The organism is Bradyrhizobium shewense (assembly GCF_900094605.1).
GTDB lineage: Bacteria > Pseudomonadota > Alphaproteobacteria > Rhizobiales > Xanthobacteraceae > Bradyrhizobium > Bradyrhizobium shewense.
In genome coordinates, this window is the sequence record NZ_FMAI01000004.1 from 432,185 (window position 1) to 443,425 (window position 11,241).

At 64.9% G+C, this 11,241-nt stretch carries 11 protein-coding genes; 5 read left to right on the forward strand and 6 right to left on the reverse strand.

Annotation, left to right across the window (positions count from 1 at the left end):
- The first annotated feature begins 22 nt into the window (after positions 1–22).
- Entirely contained in the window at positions 23–223 is a 201-nt protein-coding gene (locus GA0061098_RS10990) for a hypothetical protein (protein WP_091956334.1), read from the forward strand.
- 1,051 nt (positions 224–1,274) lie between these two features.
- Here the strand turns inward: GA0061098_RS10990 and GA0061098_RS11005 are convergent.
- The 6 genes from GA0061098_RS11005 to fliI form a co-directional block, all read right to left on the reverse strand.
- Positions 1,275–2,492 (reverse strand): NAD(P)/FAD-dependent oxidoreductase, encoded by a 1,218-nt coding sequence (locus GA0061098_RS11005; RefSeq protein WP_091956335.1) that lies wholly within the window; start codon positions 2,490–2,492, stop codon positions 1,275–1,277.
- A gap of 123 nt (positions 2,493–2,615) precedes the next feature.
- The gene (locus GA0061098_RS11010; RefSeq protein WP_091956336.1) at positions 2,616–3,575 is read right to left on the reverse strand and encodes a helix-turn-helix transcriptional regulator; all 960 of its coding nucleotides are present in this window, start codon (positions 3,573–3,575) and stop codon (positions 2,616–2,618) included.
- Between the two features lie 269 nt (positions 3,576–3,844).
- Positions 3,845–4,900 carry an anti-sigma factor gene (locus GA0061098_RS11015; RefSeq protein WP_091956337.1) on the reverse strand — a complete coding sequence of 352 codons (1,056 nt, stop codon included), beginning with the start codon at positions 4,898–4,900 and terminating at the stop codon, positions 3,845–3,847.
- A 37-nt stretch (positions 4,901–4,937) separates the two neighbouring features.
- Positions 4,938–5,483, reverse strand: a complete 546-nt coding sequence (locus GA0061098_RS11020) for a sigma-70 family RNA polymerase sigma factor (RefSeq protein ID WP_091956338.1) — start codon at positions 5,481–5,483, stop codon at positions 4,938–4,940.
- Positions 5,484–5,825: 342 nt separating this feature from the next.
- Positions 5,826–6,245 carry a flagellar export protein FliJ gene (gene fliJ, locus GA0061098_RS11025; RefSeq protein ID WP_008138882.1) on the reverse strand — a complete coding sequence of 140 codons (420 nt, stop codon included), beginning with the start codon at positions 6,243–6,245 and terminating at the stop codon, positions 5,826–5,828.
- A 121-nt stretch (positions 6,246–6,366) separates the two neighbouring features.
- A complete protein-coding gene (gene fliI / locus GA0061098_RS11030; RefSeq protein WP_091956339.1) occupies positions 6,367–7,692 on the reverse strand; it encodes a flagellar protein export ATPase FliI in 1,326 nt (441 codons plus the stop codon).
- 454 nt (positions 7,693–8,146) lie between these two features.
- Here fliI and ctrA point away from each other — a divergent pair, with 454 nt between their 5' ends.
- From ctrA to GA0061098_RS11050, 4 genes are all read left to right on the forward strand, one after another.
- Complete coding sequence (gene ctrA / locus GA0061098_RS11035) at positions 8,147–8,848, forward strand: response regulator transcription factor CtrA (RefSeq protein WP_008138878.1); 702 nt, start codon at positions 8,147–8,149, stop codon at positions 8,846–8,848.
- Positions 8,849–9,033: 185 nt separating this feature from the next.
- Positions 9,034–9,438 carry a DUF350 domain-containing protein gene (locus GA0061098_RS11040; RefSeq protein WP_091956373.1) on the forward strand — a complete coding sequence of 135 codons (405 nt, stop codon included), beginning with the start codon at positions 9,034–9,036 and terminating at the stop codon, positions 9,436–9,438.
- A 1-nt stretch (position 9,439) separates the two neighbouring features.
- Positions 9,440–9,841, forward strand: coding sequence for a hypothetical protein (locus GA0061098_RS46000; RefSeq protein ID WP_091956340.1), 402 nt, complete (start codon positions 9,440–9,442; stop codon positions 9,839–9,841).
- A 3-nt stretch (positions 9,842–9,844) separates the two neighbouring features.
- Entirely contained in the window at positions 9,845–11,005 is a 1,161-nt protein-coding gene (locus GA0061098_RS11050) for a glutathionylspermidine synthase family protein (RefSeq protein WP_091956341.1), read from the forward strand.
- Positions 11,006–11,241 lie beyond the last annotated feature (236 nt).

An 11,241-nucleotide genomic window follows, 5' to 3' on the forward strand; every position in this document is an offset into this window, starting at 1 on the left:
TAGATGGCGGCAGGAGGCTTCCATGAACCACTCGATCTACAGCGCAGATCGCGCGACCCATTTGAAAGTCGTGGTCGTCGCCCTCGTCGCGGGGATCGCGGTGGCGGGCTTCGGCATCACGGCACGCACGGGTTCGGACGAAGGTCTGACCCAGACCGCCCGCGTCATCAAGGCCGACAAGCCGGTTGTTATCACCAGCGCGAATGCGTCCCTCGTTCGCTAAGGAGATCTGACGAGTTTTGTGAATTCACGCGGCTCTTTACCAGCCCCCCAAAGTCGCCACGTGGATATGTAGACGACCCCAACCCCAAGTCGACTACAGAAAGCGCCCGCCCCCCACGGGCGCTTTCTCATGTCTGGGGTAGGGATTGATTTAGATCGCACACGCCTCAAGCTCGTCATTGCTAACGCTGCGGCTTGTCTGCCGAAGCCCTTTGGCGAAGGCGGACGCAATCCAGAATCCCTCCGCGGAGACAGTCTGGATTGCTTCGTCGCAAGGGCTCCTCGCAATGACGGAGTGCGGAGTGATAGCGTGGCTTTATCATTCGCAGTCCTCGTAGGATGGGTAGAGCGAAGCGAAACCCATCGCTTTTTTCTGCGCGGATGCATGATGGGTTTCGCAAGTGCTCTACCCATCCTACGGCTGTCGCAGACACAGTTTCGCGTCCTCGCGACTCATCTCGCCCGAGCTTTGCTTTGCCGCTTCACCCTCGATTGAAAGAGGGCGCAGGGAAGACCGGGCGCCGGCTGGCACCCGCGGTCCACTGCGCGAAATCTGCGTAACAAGAAGCTGCACAGCGGCATACAGGTGTAGCCAGGACATCCCGGCCTTCCCTGCGCAGTGGCTTTACGGCTTATGTCGTGCTCTCCCCGGGGAGCGTTGCACTATTGCCCCCGTCGCCTGGCGGATGACTGACGGATGCGTCCGGTTGGACGATATCCACCCCCACAAGACTTGGCGCACAGACCCCGGGCGCCAGGACCACACGATTTTGCCGTACGCCGATCACACCGGTCGTGTGCGCGATACTTTCGCTCACGGCTCTCCGCCCTGCGAAAGCTGTTCGCGCCGATGTCACCTGCGTCCACCGCCGCCCGGCCCGCGTTCGTGACGATCGCGATACGCCCCTCTTCCTTGGGCCGGGTTACCGCGACACATACGTCATTTCCGAATTTCGGTAAAGTGGAATATTTTCGCCGCCGCGCGTTGACCCAGGGCTCGCGTGTTTTGCCCGTCGACCAACGCAAGGGCTGGTAGGGGGAGCAGCGCGAGCCTACCGCGCCCCATAGCTCGGCGGCGGCGCCTGCACCGTCGGCGCTGCCGCCGCGAACAGCTCATCCTTGCTGCCGGTGAGCGGCGGATAGATGCGCTTGCGGTTGATGATGTTCTTGGTCGCCTTCGCAGCCTGACCGGTCGCCCTCACCTCGCGATCCCAGCCTTCGGTGTAGAGCGCGCCCCAGCCGCCGAGATCGAGCACGGTCACGTACCAGTCGATCCGCAGCGGCAGCAGCGGCAGGCCGGCGAGATCGGCGACCACATTGTGGCCGGCGAAGCGGCCCATGGGACGCGCGAACTGGCAGGACATCACGGTCGGATGCAGCCCGTCGACCACGCTGGAGGCGACATCGCCGGCCGCGAACACGCCGCCGACATCCGCAACCCGCATGAAGGGATCGACCAGGAGACGCCCGAGCCGGTCGCGCGCGTCCGGAAAGCTCGCCGCCAAAGGGCTCGCACGCATGCCGGCACACCAGATCACGGTCTGCGTCGGAATGAATTCGCCGGAGCTCAAGCGAATGCCGGCGGCCTCGACCGATACGACGCGCACGCCGAGGCGCGTCTCGACGTCGAGCGCGGCCAACGCAGTCTCGATGACGGGACGCGCTGGCGTGCCGATGGTGGCGCCGACCGCGGCGTTGGGATCGACCAGGATGATGCGGCGGCTGCCGGTGATACCCGCACGCGCCAGCCTGTCGGGCATCTCGGCCGCAACCTCGATGCCGGTAAAGCCCGCGCCGACCACCACCACCGTCGAACGCCCTGGCGACGGCGCGCTGCGGCCGAGCGAGACGAGATGATCCTCGAGATGCAGCGCCGCAACATAGGTATCGACATCGAAGGCGTGCTCGGCGAGACCGGGAATGTCCGGACGCATCACCTCGCTGCCGAGCGCCAGCACCAGGCGGTCATAGGCAAGCGCCTGCTCGCCGCTGCTCGTGACCAGCGAAATTTCGTGCCGGACCGGATCGATGGCTTCGACCTCGCCGATCTCGTGACTGACACCGACTGGATCGAGCAGCTGCGGCAACGGTATCGCGACCTCGCTGAGATCGACCTCGTAATTGCGCACACGGATGTTGTGATAGGGATTGCGATCGATCAGGCAGATCTCGATGTCGCTGACAGCACCGATCTCGTCGCGCTTGCGCGCGGCACCAATGGCCGCCCACAGGCCTGCAAATCCGGCGCCGAGCACGACGATACGCGCCATGTCCGTTGACTGCACTTTCCCAATGGAACGACAAGCGATCGAGCGGTCTACTCGCACAGGTAGATATAGCTCATCGCCGCGAATGGGCCAACTGTGATCCGCAGAACGAAACCGGGGCGCGGCTCACGCCTCGCGCAATTCCGACGGTGTCGCGCCAAAGCGCTTGCGGAAGGCACGGTTGAAATAGGACAAATCGGAAAAGCCCGAGGAGTGCGCGATGTCGCTGATCTTGCGCGCCCTGGCGCGGGGATCGCCGAGCAGCTTGCGCGCTTGGAGCAGGCGCTGCTCCAGCACGAATTCGGTGAAGGTCGTGCCGGCCTGCTCGAACAGGCGTTGCGCCTGGCGTGGGCTTAAGCCCGAGCGCGTCGCGATCTCGGACAGGCAGAGATCGTTGCGGCCGAGCGCGGCCATCACATCGGCGCGCATGAGGTCGAGCCGCGCCGCCGCATGGCCGCGGCCGCGCGCAAGACTTGCATGCTCGGCATCGGTGCCGAGCAGGAGGCCGACCAGATCGACCATATGCTGCGCGGTCAGGCGCTGGCCCACCGCGTCGAGATGCGGCGCGTGATTGGCGGCGAGCGCATGGTAGCGGAAGATGGTCTCGGCGACCGCACCGTCGCTGAGCACTTGCGACAGCTTGTTCTCGGCACGCGGATTGATGTCGAGCAGCGCGCGGCGCGGCATGCGGATGGTGGTGAAGCGGTTCTCATCGGTGTGACCGACGGTGCCGGTGATGCTCATGTCGACGAGCACCATCTGCGCGGGCGCAAGCTCCACGGTATGGCCATTCTGCCCGACACGGACGAGGCCGGCATGTGCGGCGATCAGCACGAGGTCGTCGCTGCCGTCGGCGAGGTGGCTCTGGGTGCGGGAATATTGCGCGGAGGCGCCTTCCGGAATCGCGAGCGCGACGTTGTCGACCACGCTGATCTGGAGCCGGCAATCGATGCTGTCGCCATGGCTCGGCCCGATATCGAGGCCGCAGGCCCCGAAGGCCCGCTCGCGCCAATGCTCGAACGCAGGGCCGTGCGGCAGTCCGGTGTATTGGTGAACGAAGATGCCGGGCGTTTTCGCTGCATCCATCTGATTTCTAGCCCCTCTTCGGCTCCGCGATCGGCGGCGCCGACTGCAAATTCCGGGGATTTGACGCCGCAAAAGGGGTGAAGGTTCAAACCGGGGGCGGATTCAAGGCGACTTGTCGGGATGCGACGGCAGGGTGGACCGTGGCGACAGGGGCGCGGCTTGTAGCCTGCATGAGCGGCTTGTCCGCCGTAGCTCGCAGAGCGAAGGCGGAAGCGACATGCGGGGACGGTGGTCCCGGATATCGCTTTCGCTCATCCGGGCTACGGCGCCTACTTCTTCGCCGGGGCGGGCGCCTGCGGTTGGGACGGCGGCACGGTCTCGATCAGCTTGCCGGAAAACACCGGGGCCGAGGTCGGCTGGCCGTTGGGCGAGCCGCCGGCCTGCTCGACCGTGACCGCATAGGTGGCGCCGTTGACGACCTCGGAATCATAGGAGGCGAGCAGCGGACGCGCGGTGAATTCGCCCGCGCCGATCACACCGAGCGAGCGCGGGCGCGGCAGCTTGTCGGAGATCAGCCAGAGCTCGAAGCTCTTGCCGGGCTCCGGCGTCGCGCCGACCTTGCGCACGGTAAAGTTCTTGGTCGCGCCGTCGATGGTGAGGATGAAGGCGGGGCCGCCGCCCTGGCCCTGCAGCAGCGCGACATATTGCGCCGCGGCGGTGAGCGGCGCGGCCGGCGTCTTCACTTCCACCGTCTGGATGCGCGGCGCCGGACGTAAAGCCCCCGGCAGCGCGTCGGGCAGGAAGATCTGAAGCGACAGCGTCACCAGCAGCGCAGCCGCGAGCGCGCCGACCGCGGATGCGATCGAGCGCCAGCGCTTCACCCGGCTCTCGAGACGGATCACGTTGGTGTCGTCGGCGACCGGCACCTGCGGCGTCCGGACGACCTCGGGATCGGGCGCATGGACCTGCGGCATGAACACCGGCGCGATGTCGGCAATCGCATCGGATCCGGAGCGCATCGGCTCGGGCTGCTCTGCTTCGGGAGGCTGCGGCTCCGGTTGCGGCACCTGCTCCAGCGGCGCTTCCGGCGGCGCGGCTTCGACGGGCGGGACTGGCGGCGGTGCGACGTCGGCCAGCACAGGCGGCTCCTGCGCAAGGGCCGTGCGCGCGATCTCGGACCTGATGTTCTCCCACACGATCGGCCGCGGCTCGACCGAGCCGACCATCTGGTTGAGGGCGCCGAGCCGATAGGCCCAGGCCTGCACGATGTCGGCGAACGCCGGGTCCACCGCCATCATGGTCTCGACCTGTGCGCGCTCATCGGCCTCGAGCGTACCGAGCGCATATTCCGCGGCGAGCGCGATATGGTCCTCCGAGTAGGCCATCACATGCAGTCCAGAACCATCCTCACAGTATAAACCCTCATAGTCCGAGGCACTCCCGGATATCCAACATGCTGCGCCGGAGCCACGTCTTCACCGTGTTGACGGGAGCCGCGAATTTCTCCGCCAATTGCTCGCGGCTCCAGCCGTTGTAATAAGCGAGAAGCACGAGCCGCTGACGGTCGGGCTCGAGCCGGCCGACGCATTCCAGCAGCCGCTTCAACTCCTCGGTCATCTCCCGGCGCGCCAGCGGATCGGGGCTGTCGGCCGCGACCTCCATCGCCTGAGGCTCTTCCTCGATCGAGACCTCCGTCTTCTTGCGCACGATGTCGATCGCACGGTTGCGCGCAATCGAGGCCATCCACGTGATCGGCGACGACAGCGCCGGATTGAACTGGCCCGCACTGTTCCAGATCTTGACGTAGGTCTCCTGAATGACCTCCTCTGCGAGATCCTGTCGACGCAAGATACGGAGCACGACGCCATAGAGTTTCGCGCGCGTGGCGGCGTAGAGGCGCTCGAACGCCGCCTGATCGCCCTTCGCCACCGCCTCGATCAACCCGACCAGCTCTGCTGGCGTCAGCATTCAGTCCCCCAACCTTCCTCCCTCTCCCCGCCTGCGGCGTCGGGACGAGCTACGCTCGCCCTGAGAGGGTCGGGGTGAGGGGGAGTCTCCGCAAGGGAGGTTGCAGACGGACTCGCGGAGAGTCCCCCTCACCCGGATCCCGCCGGACGATGCTACGCGTCGCCGGGGCGATCCGACCTCTCCCCTTAAAGCGGGGGCGAGGTAAACCATCCACCACCATAGCGCGTGGCCAAGCCGTCCACCAAGGGGTGCGGTGCCACACTGTGGATAGCACATGCGAAAACCCGGACCTTGCGGGTCCGGGTTTTACATATTTCGGCGGTTTGGCCGCTGGCTGTGTCTTTAGGCGACGGCGCCGATGCGGGCGCGCATCAGGCCGATGCTGTCGAGGTCGGCCTGCTCGCGGGCATTCTCTTCGGCGCGCTCGCGGGCCTGGTCGCGCTCGTCCAGGAGCTCGACCTTCTTGAGCTCCTCGAAGGCCTCGGCCAGCGCGGCCTTGGCTTCGTCGAGCTGGCCCTTGAGCTCGTCGGCCGAGCGGGTCAGGTTCTCGCGGCGCTGAATGGCGGCCTTGGCATAGGTCGGATAGGCGAAGTGCGAGGGATCGTTGATCCCGGCACGCTCCTGCTCGGTCGTGATCTCGCGTTCAAGATCGGTCGACATCCGCTGGAAGTCGGCGATCATGGTCTCGATCTGGGTGACCCGGCGGCGCTTCTCGTCGACCTGAAACTTCTTCAGGCGGATGAGGGTATCTCGTGACTTCATCGACTCATACTCCCCAGAAGTCCCCTCGCTGCACGTGGGACGTCACCGGTCTCCCCACAGGCCCGACTGGGGCCAAGACCGGCTCTGCTACTCTGTGGGATGGGATGATGACGGGACAAAGTTAGCGTTCCGTTTCCAAATTACCGAGGATTTGCGCCAATTGGCGATAGCCGTCCGCCAGAGACGCATTTTCGTCCTTGCGCTGGCGCAGGAACGCCTCGAGCGGTTCGTGCAGGCGGATCGCCTCGTCGACCTCGGGGCTGGAGCCCGCCCGGTAGGCGCCAAGCCGGATCAATTCCTCCATGTCGGCATAGGTCGCCATCACCGCCCGCGCCTTCTGGATGACGGGCCAGAACGGCGGGTCGGCCGATTTCGGCATGGTGCGGGAGACGGATTTGAGGATGTTGATGGCGGGGTAGCGGCCGCGCTCGGCGATCGAGCGCTGCATCACGATATGGCCGTCGAGGATGCCGCGGACAGCGTCCGCAATCGGCTCGTTATGGTCGTCGCCGTCGACCAGCACCGTGAAGATCGCGGTGATGGCGCCCTCCCCCAGGCCCGGCCCGGCGCGCTCCAGAAGTTTCGGCAGCTCGGTGAAGACGGTCGGGGTGTAGCCCTTGGCCGTCGGCGGCTCGCCGGCGGACAGGCCGATCTCGCGCTGGGCCATGGCAAAGCGCGTCACCGAGTCCATCAGGCAGAGCACGTCCTGATCCTCGTCGCGGAAATATTCGGCGACCGCGAGCGTCAGATACGCCGCCTGGCGGCGCATCAGCGCCGGCTCGTCGGAGGTTGCGACCACCACGACCGAACGGGCGAGGCCCTCCTCGCCGAGGTCGTCCTGCAGAAATTCCTGAACCTCGCGGCCGCGTTCGCCGATCAGCCCGATGACGCTGACCGCGGCGTCGACGTTGCGCGCGAGCATCGACAGCAGCACCGATTTGCCGACGCCGGACCCTGCGAAGATGCCCATGCGCTGGCCGCGGCAGCAGGTGAGGAAGGTGTTCATCGCGCGCACGCCGAGATCGAGCGGGGCTCCGACACGCTTGCGCGAATGCGCCGGCGGCGGCGCATTGCGGAACGGCATCGGCGAGGCGCCCTGCGGCAGCGGTCCCTTGCCGTCGATCGGCTCGCCCAGCGCGTTGACGACGCGGCCGAGCCAGGCCGACGACGGCCGCACCAGATTGGCGGCATTGGCGATGACGGCCTTGCAGCCGCGGCGCACGCCGTCGAGACCGGCGAACGGCATCACGACAGCATTGTTGCCGGAGAAGCCGATCACCTCGCAGGGAATCGAACGGTTGGCACCAGTCTCGATCACGAGCCGCGCGCCGACCGACATCGCATGAATAGGGCCGGCCACCTCGACCATCAGGCCGCGGACACCGACGACGCGGCCATAAATATTGATGCCGTCGATGTCGCCGATCTGTTCGGCAAGCGCCTTCATCGGGGAGCCTTCATCGGGGGGGCCTTCATTAAGGAGCGCGCCTTGGTCATCCCCAGGGGTCGCCCTGCGATCCCCGGGACTTCACGGTGAAAACCTTAAGTTTCGCCATATTTCTGAACGGCGCTTAACTTCGTGTTTACCCGCATCATTAATCATTGCGTCACTGTCTTTGTGACTGAGCGTGACTCCCCTTCAGAAGAAGGCTGAGTCGCGGGAGTCGGTTAGGCCCGTCTCTTAAAGTGGAACTTGAACGGAGCTGGGCGACGAAAGCTGCTTCACACGCAAGACCTTAGGGCGATTCGACAAAAATTGCACCCGGGGGACTTGCGTTCCAGAATCAGAGTTTGTTAACCATCTGTTGTCAGGATCCGAATCAGTTGTTCAAAGGCGTTTTGTTGAGTGCCGCGAATGCGGCCGACCTGACGCCCAGGAGCGGCGACTATGGGGAACTGGCATGCGCGTTTTGCTGATTGAAGATGACAGCGCCGTCGCGCAGTCGATCGAGCTGATGCTGAAGTCTGAGAGCTTCAACGTCTACACGACCGATTTGGGGGAAGAAGGCGTCGATCTCGGTAAATTATACGATTACGACATTATCCTTCTCGACCTCAACCTGCCCGACATGTCCGGCTACGACGTGCTCAAGCAGCTTCGGGTCTCCAAGATCAAGACACCGATCCTGATCCTCTCCGGCCTCGCCGGCATCGAGGACAAGGTCAAGGGTCTCGGCGTCGGCGCCGACGACTACATGACCAAGCCCTTCCATAAAGACGAGCTGGTGGCCCGCATCCACGCGATCGTGCGCCGCTCCAAGGGCCACGCCCAGTCGGTCATCCAGACCGGCGACCTCGTCGTCAACCTCGACACCAAGACGGTGGAAGTCGGCGGCCAGCGCGTGCATCTGACCGGCAAGGAATATCAGATGCTGGAGCTGCTTTCGCTCCGCAAGGGCACGACCCTCACCAAGGAAATGTTCCTCAACCACCTCTATGGCGGCATGGACGAGCCCGAGCTGAAGATCATCGACGTCTTCATCTGCAAGCTCCGCAAGAAGCTGGCCAACGCTTCCGAGGGACGCAACTTCATCGAGACCGTGTGGGGCCGCGGCTACGTGCTGCGCGAGCCGCACGAGCACGAAGAGCGCATTCCCGCCTGATCTCTGGGTTTACGTCGCGAGCCCCTTTCGGGCTCGCTCCTCCCAGCCTGGACCCCGCCGCAAATGGCGGGGTTTTGTTTTTTTGGGGATGCCAAGGCGGGTTCAAATGCGGCTTCATCGCCCTCCCGCCGTTGAACCGCTATCCTTCCCCCGCCGACGAATGGTCGCTGCACGATGGGGGAACGATGATCCTGCAATCACTGGCCGGCCTGCCCGCCTTCCTGGTCTATTTCTGCACCGGGCTGATCGCAATCGTCGCGTATCTGTTCGTCTATACCCGCATCACCGCGCATAACGAGTTCCAGCTGATCCGCGACAACGAGCCGGCAGCGGCGATCGCGCTCGGCCTCAGCCTGCTCGGCTTCGTGGCCCCGCTGGTCAGTGCCATCGCGCATTCGGCCAATGTGCTGGACTGCCTGATCTGGGCGATGATCGCGCTGATCGTGCAGATCATCGTGTTCTTTCTCGTGAGAGTGCCGGTGCCGAAGCTGTCGGAGCGGATCGCCGCCGGCGAGCTTGCGCCCGCGATCTGGCTCGGGCTGTCCTCGCTCGCCGCGGGCCTGCTCAACGCCGCCAGCATGATCTATTGAGATGGCCGACAAACCTTCCAACAAGCAGTTCGGCAAGCGCCGGCCACGCCTGCCACAGCCATTGCCGCTGCCGGCCAAAGAGCCGGTGAAGCGCTCCGGCCATGTCGCGCTGCTGGTGATGGGCACGCTCGCGGTCGGCACCACCGCCTACACGATGATGCCGCGGCAGAATTGCGAGCCCACACCCGGCGCCGTGCCGGGGCAGACGACCACGACCTGCACAAGCAGCAGCGGCAGCAGCTCGTCAGGCGGCAGCAGCTCGCGCTGGTCGTCACGGTCGAGCTTCTTCAGCAGCGATTCCTCGAGCCATTCCTCCTCGAGCACGTCGTCCGATTCCGGCCACAGCAGCGTCAGCCGCGGCGGCTTCGGCTCGTTCGGCCATGGCTTCTCGGGCGGTGGCTGATCCATGCAGCGCATCACCTGTCTCGAGCGCGACGACTGGCGGGAAACCGCGGCGAAATGCGGCTTCGTCTTCCACACCATCGACGGCGAACGCTATTGGGACGAGCGCGCCTATTACGGCTTCACGCTCGACGAGATCGAGCGCGGCATCGAGACGCCGACCGCCGAGATCGAGGCGATGTGCCTTGAGCTTGCCGGCCGCGTCATCGGCGAGGAGCGATACCTGCGGCGCTTGCAGATTCCGGAAGCGTTCTGGAGCCTGATCGCCGAGAGCTGGCAGCGCGACGACCGCAGCCTCTATGGCCGGCTCGATTTGAAATTCGACGGCAAGTCGCCGGCAAAACTGCTCGAATATAACGCGGATACGCCGACCTCGATCTTCGAGGCCGCAGTGTTCCAATGGACCTGGCTCGAGCAGGCGATCGAGCGCCGCATCGTCCCTGTTCGCGCCGATCAGTTCAACTCCATCCATGAGCGCTTGATCGCGGCGTGGAAGGAGATCGCCGCGGGCCGTCACATTCATCTCACCGGCACCACCGACAACTCGGAAGACGCCGGCACGCTCGCTTATCTCGAGGACACCGCGCGCCAGGCCGGCCTCTCGACCAGGTTGCTCGACATCGAGGAGGTCGGCTGGCGCGATGAGCCTGGCGGCTTCGTCGATCTCGACGAGAACGACATCGCGCTCGCCTTCAAGCTCTATCCCTGGGAGTGGATGTTCCACGATGCCTTCGGCGCAAAGCTGAAGGACGCACCGACGCGCTGGATCGAGCCGCCGTGGAAGGCGGTGCTCTCCAACAAGGGCATTTTGCCGCTGCTGTGGGAGATGTTTCCGAACCATCCAAATCTGCTGCCGGCGTTCTTCGAGGACGACGCGCGAGCAGCAGAGCTCGGCACGTCCTATGTCCGCAAGCCGCTGCTGTCGCGCGAAGGCGCCAACGTCACGATCGTGTCCGGCGGCGTATCGCTCGACGAGCAGGAAGGTCCCTACGGCGCCGAAGGTTTTGTGCGCCAGGCGCTCTCGCCGCTGCCGAATTTTTCAGGCTTCTATCCGGTGGTGGGAAGCTGGCTGGTGAACCACGAGCCGTGCGGATTGTCGATCCGCGAGGACGAGAGCCCGATCACCGGCAACCGCTCGCGGTTTCTGCCGCACGCGATTTTGTGAGGAGCTCTTCTCCCTTCTCCCCTTGTGGGAGAAGGTGGCGCGAAGCGCCGGATGAGGGGTTCTCCCCGCACGCCGGACTATTCGTGAGGATAGAGACCCCTCACCCGGCTTCGCTATCGCGAAGCCACCCTCTCCCACAAGGGGCCTGTTGCGTAATCCACCAGTTGTGATTCCCTAGGGCAAAGCCTTGGAGGTATCGATGGCGGTGAAGCGGACAGGACAGCCGAGCTTTGTGG

What these genes read in the sequence shown, in the direction of transcription:
- GA0061098_RS10990 (WP_091956334.1), top strand. Translation starts at nt 23, where the DNA reads ATGAACCACTCGATCTACAGCGCAGATCGCGCGACCCATTTGAAAGTC.
- GA0061098_RS11005 (WP_091956335.1), bottom strand. Translation starts at nt 2,492, where the DNA reads ATGGCGCGTATCGTCGTGCTCGGCGCCGGATTTGCAGGCCTGTGGGCG.
- GA0061098_RS11010 (WP_091956336.1), bottom strand. Translation starts at nt 3,575, where the DNA reads ATGGATGCAGCGAAAACGCCCGGCATCTTCGTTCACCAATACACCGGA.
- GA0061098_RS11015 (WP_091956337.1), bottom strand. Translation starts at nt 4,900, where the DNA reads ATGGCCTACTCGGAGGACCATATCGCGCTCGCCGCGGAATATGCGCTC.
- GA0061098_RS11020 (WP_091956338.1), bottom strand. Translation starts at nt 5,483, where the DNA reads ATGCTGACGCCAGCAGAGCTGGTCGGGTTGATCGAGGCGGTGGCGAAG.
- fliJ (WP_008138882.1), bottom strand. Translation starts at nt 6,245, where the DNA reads ATGAAGTCACGAGATACCCTCATCCGCCTGAAGAAGTTTCAGGTCGAC.
- fliI (WP_091956339.1), bottom strand. Translation starts at nt 7,692, where the DNA reads ATGAAGGCGCTTGCCGAACAGATCGGCGACATCGACGGCATCAATATT.
- ctrA (WP_008138878.1), top strand. Translation starts at nt 8,147, where the DNA reads ATGCGCGTTTTGCTGATTGAAGATGACAGCGCCGTCGCGCAGTCGATC.
- GA0061098_RS11040 (WP_091956373.1), top strand. Translation starts at nt 9,034, where the DNA reads ATGATCCTGCAATCACTGGCCGGCCTGCCCGCCTTCCTGGTCTATTTC.
- GA0061098_RS46000 (WP_091956340.1), top strand. Translation starts at nt 9,440, where the DNA reads ATGGCCGACAAACCTTCCAACAAGCAGTTCGGCAAGCGCCGGCCACGC.
- GA0061098_RS11050 (WP_091956341.1), top strand. Translation starts at nt 9,845, where the DNA reads ATGCAGCGCATCACCTGTCTCGAGCGCGACGACTGGCGGGAAACCGCG.